Annotated in this window: 21 protein-coding genes; 6 read left to right on the plus strand and 15 right to left on the minus strand. The window is 59.3% G+C overall.

Translation table 11 applies throughout. The annotated features are described in order from the left end of the window. The 3 genes from NKJ21_RS10850 to galB are packed head-to-tail and all read right to left on the minus strand — an operon-like array spanning nucleotide 1 to nucleotide 2,537. Entirely contained in the window at nucleotides 1-1,086 is a 1,086-nt protein-coding gene (locus tag NKJ21_RS10850) for a 4-oxalomesaconate tautomerase (protein ID WP_087731757.1), read from the minus strand. Continuing rightward, nucleotides 1,087-1,800 carry a 4-carboxy-4-hydroxy-2-oxoadipate aldolase/oxaloacetate decarboxylase gene (locus NKJ21_RS10855; RefSeq protein ID WP_038421920.1) on the minus strand — a complete coding sequence of 238 codons (714 nt, stop codon included), beginning with the start codon at nucleotides 1,798-1,800 and terminating at the stop codon, nucleotides 1,087-1,089. It lies immediately after the preceding gene. Further along, nucleotides 1,797-2,537 (minus strand): 4-oxalmesaconate hydratase, encoded by a 741-nt coding sequence (gene galB / locus NKJ21_RS10860; protein WP_008806774.1) that lies wholly within the window; start codon nucleotides 2,535-2,537, stop codon nucleotides 1,797-1,799. The genes NKJ21_RS10855 and galB overlap by 4 nt, the downstream gene beginning before the upstream one ends. A 127-nt stretch (nucleotides 2,538-2,664) precedes the next feature. On the opposite strand from galB, the gene NKJ21_RS10865 reads away from it, so the two are divergent. Then, nucleotides 2,665-3,891 (plus strand): LysR family transcriptional regulator, encoded by a 1,227-nt coding sequence (locus NKJ21_RS10865; protein WP_023298376.1) that lies wholly within the window; start codon nucleotides 2,665-2,667, stop codon nucleotides 3,889-3,891. On the opposite strand, the gene NKJ21_RS10870 is transcribed toward NKJ21_RS10865, so the two are convergent. The 3 genes from NKJ21_RS10870 to NKJ21_RS10880 form a co-directional block, all read right to left on the minus strand. Continuing rightward, complete coding sequence (locus NKJ21_RS10870; protein ID WP_032733961.1) at nucleotides 3,888-5,150, minus strand: gallate dioxygenase; 1,263 nt, start codon at nucleotides 5,148-5,150, stop codon at nucleotides 3,888-3,890. The genes NKJ21_RS10865 and NKJ21_RS10870 overlap by 4 nt on opposite strands. Before the next feature lie 13 nt (nucleotides 5,151-5,163). Then, complete coding sequence (locus tag NKJ21_RS10875) at nucleotides 5,164-6,534, minus strand: aromatic acid/H+ symport family MFS transporter (RefSeq protein ID WP_012540273.1); 1,371 nt, start codon at nucleotides 6,532-6,534, stop codon at nucleotides 5,164-5,166. Between the two features lie 211 nt (nucleotides 6,535-6,745). Next, complete coding sequence (locus NKJ21_RS10880) at nucleotides 6,746-7,687, minus strand: LacI family DNA-binding transcriptional regulator (protein ID WP_032691298.1); 942 nt, start codon at nucleotides 7,685-7,687, stop codon at nucleotides 6,746-6,748. Nucleotides 7,688-7,980: 293 nt separating this feature from the next. On the opposite strand from NKJ21_RS10880, the gene NKJ21_RS10885 reads away from it, so the two are divergent. The 4 genes from NKJ21_RS10885 to NKJ21_RS10900 all read left to right on the plus strand — a co-directional run bounded on the left by NKJ21_RS10885 (nucleotide 7,981) and on the right by NKJ21_RS10900 (nucleotide 11,553). After that, on the plus strand, nucleotides 7,981-8,295 hold the full coding sequence (locus tag NKJ21_RS10885) for a PTS sugar transporter subunit IIB (RefSeq protein WP_004145041.1): 315 nt from the start codon (nucleotides 7,981-7,983) through the stop codon (nucleotides 8,293-8,295). A gap of 11 nt (nucleotides 8,296-8,306) precedes the next feature. Continuing rightward, complete coding sequence (locus NKJ21_RS10890) at nucleotides 8,307-9,629, plus strand: PTS cellobiose transporter subunit IIC (protein WP_002923156.1); 1,323 nt, start codon at nucleotides 8,307-8,309, stop codon at nucleotides 9,627-9,629. A 97-nt stretch (nucleotides 9,630-9,726) separates the two neighbouring features. Then, nucleotides 9,727-10,029: a PTS lactose/cellobiose transporter subunit IIA gene (locus NKJ21_RS10895; protein WP_002923158.1), complete on the plus strand. Its 303-nt coding sequence runs from the start codon at nucleotides 9,727-9,729 to the stop codon at nucleotides 10,027-10,029. A 144-nt stretch (nucleotides 10,030-10,173) separates the two neighbouring features. Further along, the gene (locus tag NKJ21_RS10900; RefSeq protein ID WP_012540271.1) at nucleotides 10,174-11,553 is read left to right on the plus strand and encodes a carbohydrate porin; all 1,380 of its coding nucleotides are present in this window, start codon (nucleotides 10,174-10,176) and stop codon (nucleotides 11,551-11,553) included. Between the two features lie 164 nt (nucleotides 11,554-11,717). Here NKJ21_RS10900 and nepI read toward each other — a convergent pair whose 3' ends face one another. The 3 genes from nepI to NKJ21_RS10915 form a co-directional block, all read right to left on the minus strand. Continuing rightward, nucleotides 11,718-12,911, minus strand: coding sequence for a purine ribonucleoside efflux pump NepI (gene nepI, locus NKJ21_RS10905; protein WP_008806768.1), 1,194 nt, complete (start codon nucleotides 12,909-12,911; stop codon nucleotides 11,718-11,720). A gap of 230 nt (nucleotides 12,912-13,141) precedes the next feature. After that, nucleotides 13,142-13,666: a hypothetical protein gene (locus tag NKJ21_RS10910; protein WP_016162009.1), complete on the minus strand. Its 525-nt coding sequence runs from the start codon at nucleotides 13,664-13,666 to the stop codon at nucleotides 13,142-13,144. A gap of 102 nt (nucleotides 13,667-13,768) precedes the next feature. After that, complete coding sequence (locus NKJ21_RS10915; RefSeq protein WP_032691299.1) at nucleotides 13,769-14,221, minus strand: DUF1198 domain-containing protein; 453 nt, start codon at nucleotides 14,219-14,221, stop codon at nucleotides 13,769-13,771. A 105-nt stretch (nucleotides 14,222-14,326) separates the two neighbouring features. On the opposite strand from NKJ21_RS10915, the gene NKJ21_RS10920 reads away from it, so the two are divergent. Continuing rightward, nucleotides 14,327-15,232, plus strand: a complete 906-nt coding sequence (locus NKJ21_RS10920) for a LysR family transcriptional regulator (RefSeq protein WP_022064559.1) — start codon at nucleotides 14,327-14,329, stop codon at nucleotides 15,230-15,232. Nucleotides 15,233-15,279: 47 nt separating this feature from the next. Here NKJ21_RS10920 and uhpT read toward each other — a convergent pair whose 3' ends face one another. The 6 genes from uhpT to ilvB all read right to left on the minus strand — a co-directional run bounded on the left by uhpT (nucleotide 15,280) and on the right by ilvB (nucleotide 22,381). Then, complete coding sequence (uhpT, locus tag NKJ21_RS10925; protein WP_004202242.1) at nucleotides 15,280-16,671, minus strand: hexose-6-phosphate:phosphate antiporter; 1,392 nt, start codon at nucleotides 16,669-16,671, stop codon at nucleotides 15,280-15,282. A gap of 145 nt (nucleotides 16,672-16,816) precedes the next feature. Further along, nucleotides 16,817-18,145 (minus strand): MFS transporter, encoded by a 1,329-nt coding sequence (locus NKJ21_RS10930; protein ID WP_012967017.1) that lies wholly within the window; start codon nucleotides 18,143-18,145, stop codon nucleotides 16,817-16,819. Between the two features lie 11 nt (nucleotides 18,146-18,156). Further along, the gene (gene uhpB / locus NKJ21_RS10935) at nucleotides 18,157-19,638 is read right to left on the minus strand and encodes a signal transduction histidine-protein kinase/phosphatase UhpB (protein WP_162542802.1); all 1,482 of its coding nucleotides are present in this window, start codon (nucleotides 19,636-19,638) and stop codon (nucleotides 18,157-18,159) included. A 17-nt stretch (nucleotides 19,639-19,655) separates the two neighbouring features. After that, nucleotides 19,656-20,249 carry a transcriptional regulator UhpA gene (gene uhpA / locus NKJ21_RS10940; RefSeq protein WP_008806764.1) on the minus strand — a complete coding sequence of 198 codons (594 nt, stop codon included), beginning with the start codon at nucleotides 20,247-20,249 and terminating at the stop codon, nucleotides 19,656-19,658. A gap of 152 nt (nucleotides 20,250-20,401) precedes the next feature. Beyond that, nucleotides 20,402-20,689 (minus strand): acetolactate synthase small subunit, encoded by a 288-nt coding sequence (gene ilvN / locus NKJ21_RS10945; RefSeq protein WP_002923283.1) that lies wholly within the window; start codon nucleotides 20,687-20,689, stop codon nucleotides 20,402-20,404. A 3-nt stretch (nucleotides 20,690-20,692) separates the two neighbouring features. Further along, entirely contained in the window at nucleotides 20,693-22,381 is a 1,689-nt protein-coding gene (ilvB, locus tag NKJ21_RS10950; protein ID WP_064142993.1) for an acetolactate synthase large subunit, read from the minus strand. Nucleotides 22,382-22,443: the final 62 nt, after the last annotated feature.

Here is a 22,443-nt window from a genome sequence, read left to right on the forward strand (position 1 = left end):
TCACTCCTCACGCGGCCAGACGCGGGCCGGAATAAAAACCTCGCCAGCAAACAGCAGTCGCGCCGTGCGTAACAGGCCGCAGCCAGCCAGGGCGCCGTCAGCATCAAGCTGAAGTGTCACGCTAAATTCGCCTGTCGGATGCTCGACGCTGAGCAGCGGCGTATCGCCTGGCGCTACCTGCGCCAGGCGATACGCGACAGAGCCGGGGAGCAGACAAGCGCTGGCCACGCTCACCGCGCCAAACACGCCGATTGACGCGTGGCAGCGGTGGGGGATAAAGGTGCGGCTGCTGATGGCGCCGCCGTGTCGCGGTTCGGCGATCAGGGTCATCTTGGGCACCGTGCGCTGGCTGACGTCGCCAAGCTGCATCAGCGGCCCGGCCTGCAGGCGAATCGACTCCAGGCGACGTTTAAGCGCATCGTCATTATCCAGCTGTTCGCGCGTCTCATAGCCGGTGCAACCGAGGTCGCAAGCGCGCAGCAGGATCACCGGCATACCGTTATCGATGCAGGTCACCTCAACGCCGTCAAAACGGTCACGAACCCGGCCGGTCGGCAGCAGCGCCCCGCAGCTGGAGCCCGCCACATCAAGAAAATGGAGCAGGATCGGGCTGGCGCTGCCCGGCACGCCATCGATACGACTCTCGCCGGCGTAGTCGACCCCGTCGGCATCGCAGGGGATCTCTGCCACCGCCAGTTGCCCCGTGTTCTCCATATAAATACGCACCCGAGTGAGCGGCGCATCGTGGCGAACCAGACCACGCTCGATGGCGAAAGGGCCAACGGCGGCGAGAATATTGCCGCAGTTTTGGCCGTAATCCACGGTGGCCGCCGCCACGTTCACCTGGGCAAACAGATAGTCCACATCGGCGTCAGGCCGTGCGGAGCGGCGGATAATCGCCACTTTACTGGTCAGCGGATCGGCGCCGCCGATCCCGTCAATTTGCCGGGGATCAGGCGAGCCCATCACCGCCAGCAGCACCGCATCACGTTGCACCGGATCGGCAGGCAGATCGTCAGCCAGAAAACAGGCTGCCTTCGAGGTGCCGCCGCGCATCCATAGACAGGGGATTCCGCGTTGCGCCATTTATTCCTCCACCTCGTCTGCGCGGTCGTAATACCGCAGCCCCTTTTCCGCCAGACGCGGGCGCATCGCGTAAATATCCAGCCCCAGCTCGCCATGGCGCATCCGCTCACGCTTCGCAAGCTCATTGCTCATACGGGCTTCCGCTTTATCGAGCACATCACGGACCTGCGCGTGAGGCAGCACCACGACGCCATCGTCGTCGGCCACCACGACATCGCCCGGCTGCACAAGCTGGCCTGCGCAAATCACCGGGACGTTAACCGAACCGAGGCTCTCTTTCACCGTTCCCTGGGCATAAACCTGACGGGACCAGACGGCGAATCCCATCTCCCGCAAAGTCTGCGAATCACGAATGCCGATATCGCCTACCAGACCGACCACGCCGCGCGATTGGAGAGATGTCGCCAGCAGATCGCCGAAGAAGCCATCGCCGCACGGCGACGTCGGGGCCACCACCAGAATATCGCCGGCGCGGCACTGCTCGACCGCCACATGAAACATCCAGTTGTCGCCTGGCGTCACCAGCACGGTTACCGCGTTGCCCGCCCGGCTGACGCCCTGCTGAATCGGACGGATTACCGGCCCCATCAGCCCCTGGCGCTCCCAGGCTTCATGGAGCGTCGCCACCCCGGCCGCCTCACAGCGGCGCAAAACCGCCTCGTCATGGCGCGGCAGATGGCGGATCACAAGGCCTTTTTTATTTAACAGGTTCATGCCAGGTTCTCCGTTACGCGGGGGAAGATGCTCTGGAAGGCTTCGCCGTGAACGATATCGCGCGCGGCCGTGATGCCGATATTGCGTTTGGCCTGCACTCCGCGCTGCAGCGCCACGCGGGTGTAGTATTCCCACAGATGCTCCTGACCCTGCATGCACTGAATGGCCTGATACTTCTTCTCCCAGACGGCGGTGATGTCCAGTAACACATCGGGTTTCCAGTTGCACTGCTCCGGCTGGTGCGGTTCGAAACAGTAAACCGGGGGAGCAGCGACAATTTTCTCGCCGGGGCGATAGCCTTCTGCCTGAGCGATAATCCGTGCTTCCTGCGCCAGATGGGAGGCCAGCGGATGATCGTAGTTATAGGGATCGTGCAGGGAGTGCGTCAGGACAAAGTGGGGCTGGATACGGCGATACACATCCGCCAGACGAAACAGCGTCTCTTTATCGGCGCGCAGCGGATAGTCGCCGATATCAAAGAATTCGACGCTGGCGCCCAGGATCTCAGCGGCGGCCTGCGCCTCTTCGCGACGCACCTGCTTCACCGCCTCCTCGGTCATGTTGCCTTTGCGCCACAGTTTGGCGGACTCGCCGCGCTCGCCAAAGGATAAACAGACCACATGGACCTGATAGCCCTGCAGGGCATGCAGCGCTATCGCACCGCCCGCGCGCCAGACGAAATCGGCCGAGTGGGCGCTGACGACAAGGGCACTTTTTTCGCTAACCGGATGAGACATGATGGCTTCCTCTGTTGTTTTTTTCAGCTTGTCATGTCCCGTCGCAGGGAGGTAATTCGTTAACTTGCGAAGGCTATGATTTTTATTTATGTTGTCGACTCACTCACTGTTTCAGGCCTGACGAACCATGCTGAAGAAAAAGCACGATAAAATCATAAATATCATGCAGCTGCGCTTTTTCTGTCAGGTCGCGCTGCGCGGCAGCGTCTCGCGTGCGGCCGATGACTTATTCCGCACGCAGTCAGCGATAACCCGGGCGATCCGCGACCTTGAAGCCGCGTTGAACGTCACGCTGTTCGAACGCCATTACAGCGGCATGGTGCCCACCGAGTATGGCAAGTGCATCCTGCCGCGCGCCCGGCGGGCGATTGACGACCTGCAGGCCATCCCGGCGCTGTTGCAGAAACACCATACCCGCACCAGCGGCCCGCTGGCGGACGCCGGCTGGCTGTTCAATACCCGCCGGTTAGCCATATTTATTCAGCTCTATCACGTCAACCATACCCAAACCGTCGCGCAACAGTTGGGGATCACCCAGCCGGCGGTCAGCGCCGCGCTGAAGGTCCTGGAGAAAGGGGCGGATTCGGCGCTATTTCGCCGGACGCCAGAAGGGGTGCGCCCCACGCCCGCCGCGGAGCTACTCTATCCCCCGGTAAGCAGAGCGCTCAACGAGCTGGAAAACATCTGGAGCGATCTCGCCGCCCGTCGCGGGGTGCTGGAGGGCACCGTGCGCATTGGCGCCCTGCCGCTGAGCCGGACCCGGCTACTGCCCTCCGCCATCGCCGCCTTTCTGGCCCAGCACCCGGGCATTACCCTCATGACCAATGAAAGCCCGTATGAGTCGCTGGTCGCTGATATGCGGGCAGGTAATATCGATTTTATTATCGGCGCCCTGCGTCAGGATGAAGATCTTCCGGACCTCTGTAGCGAGGCGTTATTTGAAGAGGATATGTTGATTTTACTGCGTAATAACCACCCGCTGCTGCGCCATCCGGATCCGCGCAGCCAGCTGGCGACCGCGCAATGGGTGCTGCCGCGCGCCAACGCGCCGGCGCGCCATTTGCTGGATAAGGCGTTTGTCACCCTGGGGCTGCCGCTGCCCCAGCCGACGGTGGAGACCGGGGATGCGGCGATGGTGCGAGGATTGCTGCAGGACTCCGACATGCTGGCGGCGGTCTCCGCCAGCCAGATGCGTTTTGAAACTGACAATGGGCTGCTCAGCGTGTTGCCGGTCCCCCTGCCCGATACCACCCGGCGTATCGGGCTGACGTTTCGCGCCGGCAGCCTGCCCTCCCCGGCGACGCAGGCGCTGTTGCGTTTTATCTATCAGCAGGTTCAGGACGGGACCGTTTAACGTTTACCCGCCACCGAATAGGTTACCTGTTGGTTGCGCGTTTGCTGAAACGCCTCCAGCGTCTGCCCGCGCATCGCGGCGTAAATATGCAGGTTGGATACACCGACCACCGCGCCCATTTTCTCCAGCAGGAAGAAACTGGCGCCATACTGAATCAATCCCCGCCAGTCGCGTGCGTTGAGCAACTGCTGTTCCTCCTCACTCAGTCCGGCTTCGGCATAAAGCGACTGAGGCGACTGCAGAAAACGTTCGCGCCAGGCAGGCTCAATCAGCCGATGCAGGAAACGGTTAAGCCGCAAGCCATTCAGGCTGCGCTCGTGGGTAAAAGGATAGGTTCCCGGCAGTTTCTCCACCCCGGCCAGCTGCTGCGCCATATGCTGGCGATGGCGCGTCAGGGTATCGACGGGGGGCAGGCGCGCATTGTTCTCAAGGATCAGCGTGGCGATACCGGTCATCGACGGCAGGTAATAGTCGCGCCAGGTTTCGGTGACATTGGCTGATAGCGCGCCGCGCATCACCAGCCACATGATCACTTCGGACCCCTCCATCCCCCCCAGCTCAGCATATTCGCCAAGGGTCATTTCGGTGAGCTTTTCCGGGTCATTAACCAGCATGTCAACAAACTGGGCATCCCAGTCGGGATTATTAAATCCGCAGCGCTCGCCATGAACCTGATGCGAGAGGCCGCCGGTCGCGACAATCGCCACATTGATATCTTCCGGGAAGCTTTCAATTGCCCGGCGCAGCGCCTGGCCGAGTTTGTAACAACGGCGCGCGCTCGGTACCGGAAATTGCAGCACGCCGATCTGTAACGGGATCACCGCTGTCGGCCATCCCTGCGCTTCATCCCAGGACAACAGCGCCGAAAGCGGCGAGAAAAGGCCGTGGTCGAGCTTTTTATCCATAAAGAACGACATATCAAACTCATCGGCCATCAGGCTGGCGCCAATGTGCCTTGAGAGCGCCGCATTGCCCTGGACCGGCGGCAGACAGCGTGGTCCGCCGCCTTCATCGGCAACGTCATATTGACTGTCGATTCCCAGCGTAAAAGTCGAATAGTGATCGAAGAAAAAGGCGGTCACATGATCATTAAAGATGTACACCAGCGCATCCGGTTTTTTCTCCTCCAGCCAGCGCTGCAGCGGTTCGAAGCTCTGGAAGATCGGCGACCACGCCGGGTCCTGCTGTTTATGATGATCGACCGCGAAGCCGATAGTCGGGGTATGAGAGACGGCGATACCGCCGAGAATGTTAGCCATCAGATAACTCCACTTATCGGTGTTCCAGGGGGGATGACAAAGCGTCCAGTTCTGCCTCTGTGAGTCGAGGCTTAGCGTGATTCATACGGTGCAACAAAATACAGATCCCCGCCAGGCAGGCCGGCAGCGCAAGCACCAAAAAGATCGACGAGTGTCCCGGTACGGCCAGCATCAGCATCCCGCCCAGCGTGGAGCTGAGAATAGCCCCGGTACGGCCGATACCATGCATCCAGCTGACGCCGGTAGCACGGATCTCGGTTTGATAATAGGCTGGCGAATAGGCCTGCAGACCGTTCTGCGCGCCGTTAATGCACATCCCGCTGATAAAAATCAGCACCGACAGCGCCGCCGATCCGAAATCCATCAACCCCTGGGACAACAGGCACAGGCAGCCGAGGAAATAGGTTGCCGCAATCACGGCTTTCGCCGAAGCGCGATCCATCAGCATACCGACAAGGATCCCGCCCAGCGGGCCGCCGAGCTGGAACAAGCCGGTCATCATCGCCGCCTGCTGCAGCGACAGCCCGCCGGAGCGGAGAATGGTTGGCAGCCAGCCGTTCAGCAGATATATCACGAACAGCCCCATAAAATAGGTCAGCCACAGCGCTATCGTGCCGCGGGCATAGCCATGCCGAAACAGCTGCGCCACTTTGCTGCTCCGCGTGATGGGCGGCGCATTCAACTGAAAAACGGTTTCCGCCGTAAACTGGCCCCCAAGCCGGTTAAGCGCCCTGGCGATCTGCTCGCCCGGTAGCCGGCGCGCCACCATGTTCATCGCCGACTCCGGCAACATCACGATCATAAAGGGGAGCACCACGAGCGGCAGCACGCCGCCAAAAATCAGCGCCGAGTGCCAGCTGTAATGCGATAACAAACCGGCGGCGATAAAGCCGCCGAGGCCGGAACCCACGTTAAAACCGCTGTACATCAGGGTGATCATCACCCCTTTACGCCGCTCCGGCATATATTCTGCCACCAGCGTGACGCAGTTGGGCATCACCGCGCCAAGGCCAAGGCCAGTAAGAAAACGCATCAGCGCCAGTTGCGATGGGCTTTGCGCCACGGCGCCGGCCAGGCTGAACAGCGCAAACAGCGCCACCGACCAGAGTAAAATGCGTTTTCGGCCGTAGCGGTCAGAAAGCGGGCCCGCCACCAGGGCGCCAATGGCGACGCCGAACATGGCCGCCCCAAGAATCGGCCCCATTTCAGCCCGGCTGATGCCCCAGTCCTCAATGAGCGCCGGGGCGACAAAGCCCATCACCGCGGCGTCATACCCATCCAGCATAATGATGATGAAACAGAGCAGCAGCACGTTCCATTGAAAGCGCGAGACCGGACGGGCATCTATCCACGCTTTCACATCGACAACGTTCATGTGATTCATAGGGTCACTTCCTTAAGCAGGCGGTACGAATGTTCTGGTTAGTGTTTTTTGAGTGGAACTTTCGTACTCAACTTAAGGCAGGTCACGCAGGCTGTCCGGTTCGAAAACCCGGCGTCAGATATGAGTTTTATTTATAATGTGAGGGATACGACAAAAACCAGCCAGCAAAAAACCCGCAGCCAACGGCGGCGGGTCAGGGCAAGAGCGGTGTTCAATGCTTCGGAATAATTAAATCGCCGCGCAGCGGGCTGCCGCCCGGGTTGTCCGTTTTCTCGGTCAGCCAGTTGACGATCCGCGACGCCATCGCGTCCATGGAATATTCAATGGCCGGAATGGTGGGAATACCGGGCAGCTGTAACGATCCGGCGAGACTAAACACCATCACATTTTGCGGAACGGCACGGTTAAACGCCTGCAGCTGCGGCACCACGCGCTGCGCCTGCTGTTCATCGCTCACCAGCAGCGCGTTAAAGTTCAGCGTCGTGGCGTTATTGACCAGCTCCTGCACCGCCACCGACGGCGAGGTGTTATCCAGAAACACCAGGTTGCGATTAAACGGCAAAAAGTTTTTTTCCAGCGCGTGCTTGTAGCCCAGCAGCACCTGATCGGCAAAGCCGCTGCTCTGCGGATGAATCAGCGCAATCTGCCGTCTCCCCTGACTAATCAGATAATGACAGGCGGTTTCGGCAGCGAAGGCATGATCGAACTGAATGCTGTTGTCGCCCTCGCTGTCGAGGCAGTCCACCAGCACCACGTCCGGGCGGTTAATATTCAGGGGAAAACGCGCGCCGATGATCAGCACGTTATCGCACAACCCGCAGGTCAACTCCTCCAGCGAGCTCATCACGCCGTTGCTGGTGTTGGCGAAGCGCAGCAGCAGGTGCTTCTGGTGCTGGCTGAGCTGTTTTTCCAGGGCGTAGAGATAGCTGGTGGTTTGGTTGATGTTGTCCTGGGCGCAGATGACGCCGATACAGCCGGTGGACTGGCTGAGCAACGACTGGGCTATCATGTTTGGCCGGTAATTGAGCGCTTCCGCCGCCTGCAGCACCGCCTGACGACTGGCTTCCTTCACGCCACGTGAGCCGCTCAACACTCGCGACACCGTGGCTTTGGAAACCCCGGCAAGTCGTGAAACATCATTGATTGTCGACATCATTTTCCCCTGCGCGGGCGCCGCGTCCCGCCAAAATCCTGTAAACCTGAATCGCTTCAATTGTGACCAGCGCAGTATATCCATTTCACCATTTGTTTGGAAACCGATTTTCCATTTCAGCGCAAAACATCGCCAAATCGACAGAATAATGTGAGCGAAATCCAATAAATCCGCCCCATAAGCAGGAGATCTTGACCACTATCACAGTTCTGCTTTTTATGAATGGAAACCGGTTTCCGTCTGATATCAAATCATCCACGCAATAACTTTTTACATTTTGAGGATGGTCGTCGATGTACAAGATTATGCTGTGCTGCTCTGCCGGGATGTCCACCAGTCTGCTGGTCAGAAAGATGGTGGAGGCGGCGAATGAACGTGACCTGCCGGTGCAGATTGATGCCTATGGCGTTTCCGAATTTGACATGCAGTTTCCGCAGTATCAGGTGGTGTTGCTTGGCCCCCAGGTGAAATACATGTTGAAAACCCTGTCTGACAAAGCGGCTTCCCTGAACATTCCCGTTCAGCCCATCGATACGATGGACTACGGTATGCAGCGGGGAGACAACGTCCTGAATTATGCTCTGTCGCTGATCCCAGCGGCGCACTGAGAGGTGTTGAAATGAGTTCTCTGTATCAGTCCATGATTGCCGTGATCGAGCAATCTATTACTCCGCTGGCAGGACGCCTTGGGCAGCAGAAATACGTTATCGCTATCCGCGATGGCTTCACTGCCGCCTTGCCGTTTATGATCATCGGCTCTTTCATGCTGGTATTTATCTTTCCGCCGTTTTCACCCGATACCACCAACGGCTTTGCCCGCGGCTGGCTTGATTTCTCCCAGCACTACCGCGAACAGCTGATGCTGCCGTTTAACCTCAGCATGGGCGTGATGACCTTCTTTATCTCGGTCGGCATTGGCGCCAGCCTCGGTCGTCAGTTTCAGCTCGATCCGGTGATGTCCGGTCTGCTGGCGTTTATGGCCTTCCTGCTGGTCGCCGCGCCCTATGCCGATGGCAAAATTTCCACTCAGTATCTGTCCGGTCAGGGCATTTTCACCGCGCTGATCACCGCCATCTACTCCACCCGCGTTTATGCGTGGCTGAAGCAAAACAACATTACGATTCGTCTGCCGAAAGAGGTCCCCACCGGCGTCGCCCGTTCGTTTGAAATCCTGATCCCGGTGCTGGTGGTCATTGCGACTCTGCATCCGCTGAACCTGTTTATCGAAGCGCAGACCGGGATGATCCTGCCGCAGGCGATCATGCATCTGCTGGAGCCGCTGGTTTCCGCCTCCGACTCGCTGCCGGCGATTTTGCTCTCCGTTCTGATGTGCCAGATTTTCTGGTTCGCCGGGATCCACGGCTCACTGATTGTTACCGGCATTATGAACCCGTTCTGGATGGCCAACCTGTCGGCAAACCAGGCGGCGCTGGCGGCGGGTACGGTGCTGCCGCACGTCTATCTGCAGGGCTTCTGGGATCACTATCTGCTGATTGGCGGTGTCGGTTCGACTCTGCCGCTGGCTTTCCTGCTGCTGCGTAGCCGGGCCACTCATCTGCGCACCATCGGCAAGATGGGCATTGTGCCGAGCTTCTTTAATATCAACGAGCCGATTCTGTTCGGAGCGCCAATCATCATGAACCCGATGATGTTTATCCCCTTCGTCTGCGTGCCGATGGTCAACGCGGTGCTGGCTTACGGCGCGACGCGTCTTGGCTGGCTGAGCCAGGTGGTGTCCCTCACTCCGTGGACCACGCCGGCACCAATTGGCGCGTCATGGGCGGCCAACTGGACCCTGAGTCCGGTGGTGATGTGTCTCATCTGCATGGTGATGTCGGCGGTCATTTACCTGCCGTTCCTGCGCGCCTATGAACGTTCCTTAATGAAAACCGAAGTTGAGAAAGCCAAAAATAGCGTTCCAGTGGCAGAAACCGTTAGCTAATCCCTCTCCTTCCGGAGAGATAATAAGATGACAGCGTAATAATGCAGAAAATGGACTTTCACTGCATTATTAAATAATAAATACCTCAGGAATACACATGATTGAATTAGAAGATGCGGTAATGGAAATTATCGTTAATGCAGGACAGTCACGCTCATTATGTTTTGAAGCGTTGCATGCGGCCCGAACCGGAAATATCGACGAAGCGCGCTTACTCTTAAATGAGGCCGACGGCTACGCCCGCCGGGCGCATCAGATGCAGACCCAGCTCATCGGGCAGGATGCCGGTGAAGCGCGTCAGCCTATGACGCTGATTATGGTACATGCCCAGGATCATCTGATGAATTCGCTGCTGGCCCGCGAGTTCTCAGAAGAATTAATCCATCTGTACCAGCGTTAATTAATATGGAATAACGTCAGCGAGAATATTATTCTCCGGCGTCGCTGTACCCTAAAAAACAAATCAGCTTATTTTGGTTATTTATTTTAGCCAGAATGGGATGGTTATTATCTGAAATATATTAATTATTAAAGCGAGATAACCATGAATACTGTGAAAAAACTGCCTTTAGCCATGGCGGTTGTCGCCGCGCTGTGCCCAATTTCTGTCATGGCGCAAGAATTTACGCAGGAACAGATCGACGCCATCGTTGCCAAAGCCGTTGATAAAGCGCTGGCCGACCGCCAGGCGAAAATCGACGCCGCGGCCAACAAAAAGGTCGACGTGATCACCAACCCGCAGACAACCGCCGCCTCGCCGGATATGGCCATTCCGTTCGGCCTCAAGTTCAGCGGCTATGCCCGCTATGGCGCCCACTTCCAGACCGGCGACCAGAAATATGTCGGCGTCGACGGCTCCTATAACGGCGCCTCGGCGATCGGCCGTCTCGGCAACGAAAGCAACGGCGGCGAATTCCAGATCAGCAAGGCCTTCAAAAGCGCGCAGGGGGCTATCTGGGATCTCAACGTGATGTTCGACCACTGGAGCGACGAAGTTAACCTGAAGAAGGCCTACGTCGGCGTCACCAACGTGCTGGAATCCAACCCCAACGCCTATATCTGGGCCGGCCGCGACTTCCACCAGCGTCCGCAACAGGGGATCAACGACTACTTCTGGATGAACCACGACGGCCAGGGCGCCGGGGTGAAGAACTTTGATATCGGCGGCGTGCAGTTTGACGTGGCGACGGTGTCGCAGGTGAAATCCTGTAGTCCGGAAGTGATGGCAGACGAGACCAACCCGTCGCGTATCACCTGTACCGGCAGCTCCGACACCGGCGACAACGGCCACTACGCGCTGACCACCAAAACCCACAACATCAAGGCCGGGCCGATCGACGTCGAGGTGTACGCCAACTACGGCTTTGACTCGAAGGCGGTGGACAGCGACGCGCGCCTCGAAGCCTGGCAGGGCGGCCTGGTGCTGAGCCACACCAACGACAGCGGGGTGAACAAGGTGATCCTGCGCTACTCCGACAACTCGGATAACAGCGTCTACAACAAAACCGACGACCTGACCACGGTCTACGCCAGCTTCGAGGGCAGCCATAAGTTCACCCAGCAGGCGCAGATCGAATACCTGCTGGCTTTCCATGACTACGACAACGGCAAGGACAACACCGACAACCGTAAAAACTACGGCGCCATCGTCCGGCCGATGTACTTCTGGAACGACGTGCACTCCACCTGGCTGGAAGCGGGCTACCAGCGCGTGGATTACGACCAGGGCGGGGATAACCACGGCTGGAAGCTGACGCTGTCGCAGAACATCGCCATCGGCATGGGGCCGGAGTTCCGTCCGATGCTGCGCTTCTATGTGACCGGCGGTCAGGTGGACAACGAGCATACCGCGAAGGTTAACGGCACCCAGGACCAGCAGCTGGATTCACTGAACGTCGGTGGAATGTTTGAGGCGTGGTTCTGATGCGATAGCGTTGTCGAAGGAGCGTTCCCGGCTGGCGCTACGCTTAGCCGGGCTACGACTGAGGAGGCCTGCGGGATACCACCCGTAGGCCCGGCAAGCGCAGCGCCGCCGGGCGGTCAGGCGCCGTACCCGCGGTAGTGCCGGCTGGCAAAAGGCGAGCGGCCTTAAGCGGGTGGATTCACCTTCACTTTGGTCGCCACCAGCAACCCGGTAAACAGCATTAATATTCCTGACAACACCAGCGGCGACAGCAGCCCTAAGTGGTCGAGCGCCACGCCGCCGACCGCGGCGCCGCAGGTGTTGGCCAGCTGGATCACCGCCACCTGAATCGACCCGGCTTTTTCCGCCTGATCGGAGAGCGAACGGGTGATCCACGTTGACCACCCCACCGGGATCAGCGCAAACGCGAAGCCCCAGATAATCGCCACCGTCGAGGCGACGATTTTGCTTTCTCCCCACAGCACCAGCGCCACCGCGCAGGCGGTCAGCACCAGCGGCGAGATCGCCAGCGCCGCTTTTACCGAACGCTTGAGAAGCACCGAGGAGAGCGAGGTGCCGATAAAGCTGGCGATACCAAAGCTCAACAGCACCAGCGTCAGGCCGTCGACGTCAAAACCGGCGAGGGTCATGTAAACCGGGCGAATATAGGTAAAGAAGGCGAACTGCCCGGCAAAGGCCATGAAAATGGCGCACATCCCGGCCATCACCCCCGGACGCTTCAGCAGACCAAACATATTTTGCTGCTGAGAAGCCGATTCACCGGGCAGCGACGGCAGCGCTTTCAGCACCCAGAGCGTACACAGCACGCCCATCACCGCCGCGCCGTTAAAGACGTTGCGCCAGCCGATAAGCCCGCCAAGGAAACTGCCCAATGGGGCGGCGATCACCAGCGCGATTGATACCGCGCCGAAGATAATCGATAGCGCTTTCGGCACCACGCGCATCGGCACCAGCCGCATGGTCAGCGAGGCCGACATCGCCCAGAAACCGCCGAGCGCCAGGCCCAGACAGGCTCGTCCCAGCAGCAGCAGGGTGAAGCTATCGGCAAACGATACCAGCAGGCAGGAAAGGGTCAGCAGCAGCGAAAACAGGATCACCACGTAGCGGCGATCGGTTTTGCCAATGATGGAGGTGATAAACAGGCTGGAGAACATCGCTACGAATGCCGTCGTCGTCACCGACTGCCCGGCCATCCCTTCGGAGATGCCTAAATCCAGCGCCATCGGCGTCAGCAGACTGACCGGTAGAAATTCGACGGTAATCAGGCAGGCAACGCAGAAAGCAACCGCGAAAACCGCCGACCAGTTTGGTCGCGCCAGCTCGCGTGCATGGGGTTTGGCTTCATTTGAATGACTCATGAGTGACCTGCGAAGAAAGTGGCTGAAAGCCGCGCAGTGTAACATTTTGTTTGTGACGAATTTAACGTTTTCACAACTCTCATCGCTTTTCACGGCATGATACAAAGGGATAGCCTGAGAATATAGCCTTCGCCATTCTGCCGGATGGCGCTTACGCTTATCCGGCCTACAAGTGACGAGTGCGGAAACCGTAGGCCGGATAAGGCGCAGCCGCCATCCGGCACTCGGATTTACTCACCGCGAGCCGATTTCACCAGCCCGCAGATCCACTCCTGGTGACCGTTAATCATCGGATTGGGCAAGGTACGCGCCAACTCCTGCGCCGGAACGCCTTTTTGCGACTCCTGGGTGAGGATACGTACGCGCCCGCCGGGCAAATCTTCAAATAGCCACGCGTGGATCACATCAAGACGCGTCGTTGCATCCCCTTCCGCCCAGCCGTGCCAGGCTACGCGCGCCGCCTGCCCGGCAGCGGGAGGTACATACTCTGTAATCTGCGCCTCAATCGGGAAGCCGAAGGTGCTGAAGCGGAAACGGGCGTTGGCGCTGAGGGTCGGGCCGCTGCCGTCATGGAAATGGATATCGGCAACGTTGCTGTAATAGCCCGGCCACAGCGTGGTGTCATCGAGCTGCGCCCATATCTGAGCTGCCGTCAGGCCGCTGACGATAATTTCATTAGAGGCAAAATTGTCGGTCGTGCCTGGCAGATACTCTTCCGGCCAGACGATGGCGCTTTGCAGCAGGGGCTGTTTCATGATTAACCTCGTGAACGATTGTTTTAACGAGGTTAATCATGCGTCGGTGAGTGATATAAATCGAATCACCATCCTTGATAATACACATAAGCAATTATGATATCAGTGCAGCCAGTGCACGCCGTCTTCCGGCAGAAACAGCGCGTTATAACGCTGCTGTAGGTTATGCAAATCGCTTGCATCCGGATCCAGCTCGCGCAGAAACCCTTGCGCAAGACGAATTTGCGCGTCGGTAATCGGCGCCGCTAAACGCGCTTTTTGCATCAGGCGATACCAGTAATGCAGGTTTTTTTCGCTGGCATCGACGATAGCGGTCTGCCAGATCAGCAGTACCTGTGCGGCGTTCTGCAGATGCGCTTCATTCGGCCGCTCCAGGTAGCGCAAATACTCATTACCGGCGGTTTTTCCCAACTGATCGATCATCGATTCCAGCGGAACAGGCGTTATGCCAAGGCGTTCGCTCAGGCGACGAATCGCGCGGCGTGAATCAGAGGTAAGCACCCGAAATCCCACAACAAATACCACTACCAGGGTGGCCAGTCCTATCCAGATCATGCATCCTCTCATCCAATCGCAGCCTCACTATCATAATGGGAATTTGCCTGCTGTCGACTACCGGGCATACCATAATGTGACTTATCGCGTTTGCGGATAGCTATCATGAAATCTGATATCAGAAACCTCGATCTCAACCTGCTGAAAGCCCTGGATGCGCTGCTCGATGAGCGCAGCGTCACCCGGGCGGCAGCGCGGCTGGCGCTCACCCAGCCGGCGGTCAGCGGCATGCTCACCCGCCTGCGCGACGCCTTTAATGACCCGCTGTTTATCCGCGCCCCGCACGGTATGGTGCCGACGCTGCGCGCTCAGGCGCTGGCGGCTCCGGTAAAGCAGCTGCTGATCGATGCTGAAACCCTGCTGCAACCCGCCATCTTCGAGCCGCTGGAAGCCAATTTTACCTGGACCATCGCCGCGACGGATTATGCGTTGAAAGCAGTGATCGTGCCATTTATCGCCGCGCTGAAGCCACTGGCGCCGGGTATCCGCGTGCGCATCATTCCCGAATCACCGGCCACGCTGCTGGCACAGTCCGAACGTGGTGAAGTGGATATTGCGCTATTGACGCCCCACGATACGCCGCCGGCGCTGCACAGCCGGGCGCTGTATCAGGAAGACTATGTCTGTCTGATGCGCGAAGACCATCCGCAGGCCAGCCAGCCGCTGACGCTCGACCGCTTCTGTGCGCTGGAACATGTGCTGGTTTCATGGCAGGGCGATAGCTTTCGCGGCGTGACCGACGACGCGCTGGCGGCGCTTGGTCGAACCCGGCGGGTGGGATTGTCGGTGAGCAGTTTCCTGGTGTTGCCGGAAATACTGGCGGTGAGCGACATGATCGCCGTGGTACCGCGCCGACTGGCGAAAAGAGCCAGCGGCATGAAAATAGCCCCACCGCCGCTGACGATCCCGGGTTTCACCAAAAGCATGGCCTGGCACGAGCGTAACCATCATGACCCGGCGCAGCAGTGGCTGCGGGAGCTGCTGCTGCAATCCAGCCAGCAAGAACAATAAAAAAGCCCGGCGCAATGGCCGGGCAAGGTTACCAAATACCTGGTGAATCAGGCAGTCTGCAAAATACGGTTCTTTTTCTCGCGGCGAATTTTACGCTCTTCGAAGATAGCCACGATGGCCATCAGGCAGATACAGCCGATGGCGGCGGCGTCCAGCGCCGCAAAGGTGCCGGCCCAGCCGGTCAGGCCGAAGACCGGCGTGCCGTCGGCGATCATCCCGAGACCCAGCTTGGCGAAGCTATCGCCGATCAGATAGGCGAAAGTGCCCTTGATCCCATCGGCGGCGCCGATCGCTTTTTTCGGCACAAAGCCGACGGCGGCGACGCCGATCAACAACTGCGGACCAAACACCAGGAAGCCCAGCGCAAACAGCGAGGCCAGATAGACGTACTGGTTGCTGGCGTGTTGGTAAACCCCGAGGGTGGCGATAATCAGCGCCAGCGCGATGCAAGCCACCAGCGCGCGGCGGCCGTTGGCCAGATCCGACAACCAGCCCCACAGCAGCGTGCCGACCAGCGCGCCGACCTCAAACAGGGTAAAGCCCTGAATCGCCACCTCTTTAGACAGCTTCAGCTCCTGGAAGGCGTACACGGTGGACCACTGATCGATACCGATACGCACCACGTAGAGGAAGATGTTGGAGAAGCACAGCAGCCAGATCACTTTGTTTTTCAGCACGTACTCAACAAAGATCTGCCACTTGGTCATCGCATTTTCTTCGGTCTCTTTGTCCTCTTCGCTGATCGCTTCACCAAACAGCTCTTCCGCCGTGCCGAGGCCATAGGATTCCGGCGAGTCGCTACCGTAGCGCAGGCCAATAAAGCCGACGATCAGCGCAATAATCGACGGGAAGATAAACATGCCGATCACATGGCCGTCGAACAGATAGTTGGCGCCAAACAGCGCCACGCCCGCCGCGCCCGCGCCGCCGAGGTTGTGGGAGATATTCCAGAAGCCGAGGAAGGTGCCGCGTTTGCGTCTGGGCGTCCACTTGGTGATGGTGGAATAGCTGCACGAGCCGCCGGTGCTCTGGAAGAAGCCGCTCAGCGCATAGAAGGCGATCATCAGGAACAAGCTGGTGGAGCCCGCGCCCATGCTGGCGCTAAAGCCCAGCATACAGATGGCGGAGAGGATCAGCATAAACGGCAGGAACTGCTTGGTGTTTTTACCGTCGGCATAATAAGACACGAGCGTCTTGCCCACGCCGTAGGTGATGGAGAAGCCCAGGCCAATCATCCCCAGCTGCGTCATGCTCAACCCGTAGGTGGAGATCATATCATTCTGCGCGATGTTAAAGTTCTTGCGGATCAGGTACATGGTCAGGTAGCCGATGAAGACCACCAGATAGGACTGCATGAAAGGTTTGAACCACATTTTGCGCCGCACATCGAGCGGCAGATCCAGGGTCGGCTTGCGCACCTGATTCAGAAAGGCCAGCATGGGTATCTCCTGAGCTGATTTTTTATGCCTGCGTAATAACCAGGCATTGTAAAAACCCGCGCGCCGTCTGGCCTGAGACGACGTCCAGGTGAAACCAAGAAAATTTCTTAGTTTTGCCCCGTTCGCGGCCAAAGGGTGAACTACATCACGCTTCGCTGGCGGTACGCGGCGCCTGCGCGTTTAAAAACGGCAGCAGCAGCAGCGCGGAAATGCCGGCGGCAATCGCAATCACCACGAAGAATCCTGTCCAGTGCCAGATATCCATCACCTGCGCCAGCGGCCAGCCGGAAAGCGAGGCGCCAAGATAAGCGAACAGGCCGACAAACCCGGTTGCCGCCCCGGCGGCTTCTTTATGCGAACATTCCGCCGCCGCCATGCCGATCAGCATCTGCGGGCCGAAGACGAAGAACCCGGTGGTGAAGAAGCAGGCCGCCTGCATGACGTAGCTGGCAAACGGCATCAGCCACAGCCCGCCAACCGACAACAAAATTCCGGCGGCGAAAATCAGATTCATCGGCCCGCGATTGCCGTTAAACAGCTTATCCGAGCCCCATCCCGCCACCAACGCGCCGATAAAACCGCCCAGCTCAAACATGGTCACCGCCGAGTTAGCGGTCACCAGATCGACGCCGAGCGTCTCCGACATATACAGATTACCCCAGTCGTTAATCGCCGCCCGCACCACGTACACCAGCACATAGCACAGCGACAGCAGCCAGATATAGGGATTGGCCAGCACGTAGCGGGTCAGGATCGCTTTGCGCGTCAGCCCGGCACCTTCCTGCTGCTGGGCGATTTCCAGCGCATCGTGACGCCAGTCGCCCACGGCGGGTAACCCCACCGCCTGCGGGCGATCGCGCAGCCGCCAGCACAGATACAGTCCGGCGAGGATCGCCAGACAGCCGGCAATCGTCATCCCCGCACGCCAGCCGTAATGCAGCGCCGCCGCCCCCACCACCATCGGGATCAGCGCGCCGCCGACGTTATGCGCGGTATTCCATAGCGCCCACCAGCCGCCGCGTTCGGTCCGCGAATACCAGGCCGTCAGCAGCCGGGCGCAGACCGGCGAGCCCCAGCCCTGGAAGAAGGCATTCAGCGCCCACAGCAGCGCGAAAGCCCACAGCGAGGTGGAAAAACCGAACAGAATATTCACCACCCCGGTAGCGATAAGCCCCAGCCCCATAAAATAGCGGGCGTCGGAGCGGTCGCTGACGATACCGGAGAAAAATTTCGACAGCCCGTAAGTGATGTAAAACAGCGTGGCCAGCAGGCCGATATCGCTGCGGGTCAGGACGTTGCTGGCGAGAATTTCAGGCACCGCGGCATTAAAGCTTTTGCGGGTGAAATAAAACAGCGCGTAGCCAAGCCAGATAGTGAGCAGAATATGTCGACGCCAGTAACGATAACGCTCGTCCAGCTCGCGTTTATCGCTAACTGGCGCGGCGTCCGGCGGCGCTTTTAAAAAGGCAAACATCGGCGCTCCTCTCAGGCGTAACGCAGCGGTAGATTGACGCACACGCGGGTACCGTGTGTGCAGGAGATAGTTAACGTACCGCCCAGCGCGGTCACACGTTCGCGCATGCCGGTCAGGCCGAACCCCTGCAGATTCGACCCCGGCGGCAGGCCGCAACCGTCATCTTCCAGCACCAGCATTAGTCGCTCATCCTGCTGCCAGCCCTGCAGGGTAACAGCGCTGGCGCTGGCGTGCTTGACGATATTATTCAGCCCCTCCTGGCAAACGCGAAACAGCGTCACACGCTGGTTCTCGCTCAGTCCCGCCTCGTTAATCCGCCAGTCGAGATGGCTGACAATGCCGCGGTCCTCCAGCTCCATCTCGCGCATCAACGAACGTACCGCCTGTTCAAGCGGCAGATCGTCAAGCTGGCGCGGACGCAGACGACCAAGCAGGCGGCGCACCGAGTCGTACACCCCCAGCGACAGCTGTTCTATCAACTGGCCGCTCTGCCGTACGCTGGCGTTGTTTGGCGCCAGACGCTGCACGATCCCCGCCTGGGTGCGAATTGCCGTGATCGTCTGGCCGATATCATCATGGAGCTCGCGCGCCACGTCACGCCGCACGCTCTCTTCCGTTTCCAGCAGACGTTCCGCCAGCCGCCGATTTCGCGCCAGCTCGTTCTGTAGCGACAGGTTAAGCTCGCGCAATCGCTGGATCCCCGCCCCCAGCAGCAGCCCGGTGAGGCTCTGCGCCAGCAGCGAAAGCAATAGATCGACCGGGTGATCGTGCCAGGTCTGGCTGGCAATCAGCGCAATCGCGTTCATCAGGGTGGCGATCAGCGCCCCCTGCCAGCCGTAGTGCCAGGCGAGGGCGATAATCGGCAACGCGAGGCAAAACGGGGTAAAGCGGGAAAGCTCGGCGGGCAGCCCAAGCTGCAGCCACAGGCTAATGGTGAATAACAGCAGGTACCAGATCAGATGCCGGCCGCGCCAGTTAATCGGCTGCGAGACCAGCGCGGGCCCCAGTGGCCGCCAGACGGTACTGGTAAGATAGTGCCAGATAACCAGGCAGGTCGGCGCCAGCGTCAGGCCGCCGGTTAGCGTTAACAGCAGGGCGGTCAATCCTTCGCTCCCTTGCGCCAGCCACGGCAGCGATTGCAGCAGCGAGGCGGCGATCAGCGCCCCGCCCTGGCGCAGCAGCGTCAGCCAGTCGCGCTGATGGCGATAGCGAGAGATCAACGCCACCGGCAGCAGAGTCAGCAGACTTCCGGTCATCAAAATTATCGGGTGCGCCAGCGCCACTTCCTGCGCCAGCCAGAAGATAAGCAGCCACTCGGCTCCCAGCAGCACCGGCCAGTAGCCACGCGGGCATTGCAGCATCAGCCCTAAACGCAGGCCAAAGGGAAACAGCAGCACCGCTAAATCCGCACGCTCCACCAGATGCAGACTGATGCTCCACAGGCAGAACCAGGCTGCGGAGAAGATAAAGGCGCAGCCGATGACCGACAGCAATCGTGAGACGACAGCCTTCATTGCCAGCTATCGAACATGCGGCGCGCCAGCTCAACGTCGTTGCTGACGCCCAGTTTTTCCAGCAGGTTGGCGCGGTGAACGTGAACGGTTTTCGGCGACAGGCCGAGCTCGGCGGCAATCTCTTTCACCGCCATGCCCTGCGCCAGCTTTTCCGCCACCTGGCGTTCGCGTTTGGTGAGCGGATCCTGGCGCCCGGCGGCCAGCTTCATGGCGATATCCGGCGTGAGATAGCAACCACCCGCCGCCACCGTGCGGACCGCGGCGATAAGTTCATCCGGACTGCAGCGTTTCGACAGGAAGCCGCGCGCGCCGGCGTTCAGCGCCTGCTCGATCAGCGCCGGGCTGTCGTGTACCGACAGCATGATGGTCGCCATCCCCTTCGGCAACTGGCTGAGCAGCTCCAGCCCGGAAATATCCGGCATGGAGATATCGCAGATACAGACCTGCACGCCGCGCCCCGGTAGCCCCGCCAGCGCCTCGCGGCCGCTACCAAATTCAGCGACAACCTGAAAATCAGCTTCCAGCCCCAGTAGCTGAGCAAAACCGGAGCGGACAATCAAATGATCGTCAATAAGGGCGATGGTAGTCATGGTGTTTCCTGGTGCCTGAAAGCGCCGGATGGCGGCGTAAACGCCTTATCCGGCCTACGGATCCACTCCCTGTAGGCCGGATAAGCGCAGCGCCATCCGGCAAAGGCGCTTACCTTAACCATAAGCACCTTACCGTTCAAGCCTTGCGCGATTTACTCGAAGAACACCGCAATTTTGTTAAACATGGTGGGATCGGACTGGTTACGCGCCACTTTGGTGACATCTTCCAGCTTTTCAATCTGGCTAATCATCTGCCCCAATCGCTGGTCATCATTTACCAGCAGCCAGATGCGGCTGTGTTCGCTGCCCTGAATTGGCAGACAGAGAATGCCTTCGACGTTAAACGCCCGACGGGCAAATAGCCCGCAAACGTGGGTCATGACGCCGGGATGGTTACGGACGGTGAGTTCCAGAATGACGTTATCACATTGTTTTTGCATGGCTTATTCCCCCACCATTTCAGTATTGGCCGCACCCGGCGGTACCATCGGATACACTTTCTGCTGCGCGTCGATACGCACGTGGATCAACGCCGGACCTGGGCGGTCGATAATCGCCTGCAGCGCCGCCTGCGGATCGGCTTCGTTATTTAAATCACAGGTTTGCAGGCCAAAACCGGCGGCAATCTGCATAAAGTTAATCATCCCCGGATAGGTGGCGGCGAACACGCCCTGCTGATAAAACAGGCTCTGCTGCTGGTGCACCAGCCCCAGCGCTTCGTTGTTCAGCAGGATAATTTTGACATCCAGCTGATTTTCGGCGGCGGTAGCCATCTCCTGAATATTCATCATCAGGCTGCCGTCGCCGGAGAAGCAGATAACCTTGCGCTGCGGATTCGCCAGCGCCGCGCCGATGGCCGCCGGCAGGCCGAAGCCCATGGTGCCGAGGCCGCCGGAAGTCAGCCACTGGCGCGGACGGTTGAGCGGGTAGGCCTGCGCTGTCCACATCTGATGCTGACCCACATCGGTGGTGATGATCGCCTCATCGTCAACGCAGGCGGCCACGGCGTTAATCAGGCCGTAATGGGAGAGCGGGTCGCTTTCCTGCGGGATGGCGCAGGGGAATTCACGCTGCAAATCGGCCACCAGCTGGCGCCACTCGTCGCGCGGCTGCGCCTCAATCTGCGGGATGAGCTGGGCTAAGACTTCCGCCACATCGCCCTGAATCGCGACGTGCGGTTGCTTGATTTTACCCAGCTCAGAGCGGTCGATATCGACGTGGATAATCTTCGCGTTCGGGCAGAACTGCTCGGTCTTGCCAATCGCCCGGTCATCAAAACGCGCGCCTAAAACAATCAGTAAATCCGCTTCCTGCAGAATAAAGTTGGTGCTGCGCGCGCCGTGCATGCCCAGCATCCCCAGCGACAACGGATGCGCCTTCGGCAGCATCCCCAGCGCCATCAAGGTCATGGTGGTCGGCAGGTTGGCTTTTTCCGCCAGCTGACGAATCGGCTGCGGCGCGTTAATCACGCCGCCGCCCAGATACAGCACCGGGCGCTTCGCCGCATTGATCATTGCCGCCGCTTCGCGCACGCTTTCGGGGGCGAATGCCGGTGCCGGGGCGCGCTCGCCCGGTTCTGGCAAGGTCTCCAGTTCAATAGTGGCCGACTGTACGTCCTTAGGAATGTCTATCCACACCGGTCCGGGACGCCCGGACTGGGCAATACGGAAGGCATCGCTCATCACCTGCGGCAGCTCGGCGATGTCGCGCACCAGGTAGTTATGCTTGGTGATGGGGATAGAGATGCCGTAGGTGTCCACTTCCTGGAAAGCGTCGGTGCCGATCATGGAGGCCGGCACCTGGCCGGTGATGCAGACCAGCGGGATTGAATCGAGGCGGGCATCGGCGATGGCGGTAATCAGGTTGGTGGCGCCAGGGCCGCTACAGGCCATACAGACTGCGGGTTTACCTTCGGTTCGCGCCATCCCCTGAGCGATAAACCCCGCGCCCTGCTCGTGGCGCGCCAGGATGTGGCGGATCTGCGTGCTTTGGCTTAAGGCATCGTAGATAGGCAGGATAGAACCGCCCGGGATGCCGCTGACCATAGTGATGCCCTGGCGTTCCAGTAAATGAACAACCAGCTGCGCGCCGGTAAAGCGCATTGTGTTTGATGTGGTGCCCGAACTTGCCATGCTCCAGTCCTTTTATTCTGGGCCGACTTTACCGGGGGGCTCGCCAACAAAAAACCCCGCTC

This window comes from Klebsiella sp. SWET4 (assembly GCF_024296565.1).
In the GTDB taxonomy this organism is placed as follows: domain Bacteria; phylum Pseudomonadota; class Gammaproteobacteria; order Enterobacterales; family Enterobacteriaceae; genus Klebsiella; species Klebsiella variicola.

Bases quoted from the DNA above. Each gene is read 5' to 3' on its own strand.
- NKJ21_RS10850 (WP_087731757.1), bottom strand. From the start codon at position 1,086: ATGGCGCAACGCGGAATCCCCTGTCTATGGATGCGCGGCGGCACCTCG.
- NKJ21_RS10855 (WP_038421920.1), bottom strand. From the start codon at position 1,800: ATGAACCTGTTAAATAAAAAAGGCCTTGTGATCCGCCATCTGCCGCGC.
- galB (WP_008806774.1), bottom strand. From the start codon at position 2,537: ATGTCTCATCCGGTTAGCGAAAAAAGTGCCCTTGTCGTCAGCGCCCAC.
- NKJ21_RS10865 (WP_023298376.1), top strand. From the start codon at position 2,665: ATGCTGAAGAAAAAGCACGATAAAATCATAAATATCATGCAGCTGCGC.
- NKJ21_RS10870 (WP_032733961.1), bottom strand. From the start codon at position 5,150: ATGGCTAACATTCTCGGCGGTATCGCCGTCTCTCATACCCCGACTATC.
- NKJ21_RS10875 (WP_012540273.1), bottom strand. From the start codon at position 6,534: ATGAATCACATGAACGTTGTCGATGTGAAAGCGTGGATAGATGCCCGT.
- NKJ21_RS10880 (WP_032691298.1), bottom strand. From the start codon at position 7,687: ATGTCGACAATCAATGATGTTTCACGACTTGCCGGGGTTTCCAAAGCC.
- NKJ21_RS10885 (WP_004145041.1), top strand. From the start codon at position 7,981: ATGTACAAGATTATGCTGTGCTGCTCTGCCGGGATGTCCACCAGTCTG.
- NKJ21_RS10890 (WP_002923156.1), top strand. From the start codon at position 8,307: ATGAGTTCTCTGTATCAGTCCATGATTGCCGTGATCGAGCAATCTATT.
- NKJ21_RS10895 (WP_002923158.1), top strand. From the start codon at position 9,727: ATGATTGAATTAGAAGATGCGGTAATGGAAATTATCGTTAATGCAGGA.
- NKJ21_RS10900 (WP_012540271.1), top strand. From the start codon at position 10,174: ATGAATACTGTGAAAAAACTGCCTTTAGCCATGGCGGTTGTCGCCGCG.
- nepI (WP_008806768.1), bottom strand. From the start codon at position 12,911: ATGAGTCATTCAAATGAAGCCAAACCCCATGCACGCGAGCTGGCGCGA.
- NKJ21_RS10910 (WP_016162009.1), bottom strand. From the start codon at position 13,666: ATGAAACAGCCCCTGCTGCAAAGCGCCATCGTCTGGCCGGAAGAGTAT.
- NKJ21_RS10915 (WP_032691299.1), bottom strand. From the start codon at position 14,221: ATGATCTGGATAGGACTGGCCACCCTGGTAGTGGTATTTGTTGTGGGA.
- NKJ21_RS10920 (WP_022064559.1), top strand. From the start codon at position 14,327: ATGAAATCTGATATCAGAAACCTCGATCTCAACCTGCTGAAAGCCCTG.
- uhpT (WP_004202242.1), bottom strand. From the start codon at position 16,671: ATGCTGGCCTTTCTGAATCAGGTGCGCAAGCCGACCCTGGATCTGCCG.
- NKJ21_RS10930 (WP_012967017.1), bottom strand. From the start codon at position 18,145: ATGTTTGCCTTTTTAAAAGCGCCGCCGGACGCCGCGCCAGTTAGCGAT.
- uhpA (WP_008806764.1), bottom strand. From the start codon at position 20,249: ATGACTACCATCGCCCTTATTGACGATCATTTGATTGTCCGCTCCGGT.
- ilvN (WP_002923283.1), bottom strand. From the start codon at position 20,689: ATGCAAAAACAATGTGATAACGTCATTCTGGAACTCACCGTCCGTAAC.
- ilvB (WP_064142993.1), bottom strand. From the start codon at position 22,381: ATGGCAAGTTCGGGCACCACATCAAACACAATGCGCTTTACCGGCGCG.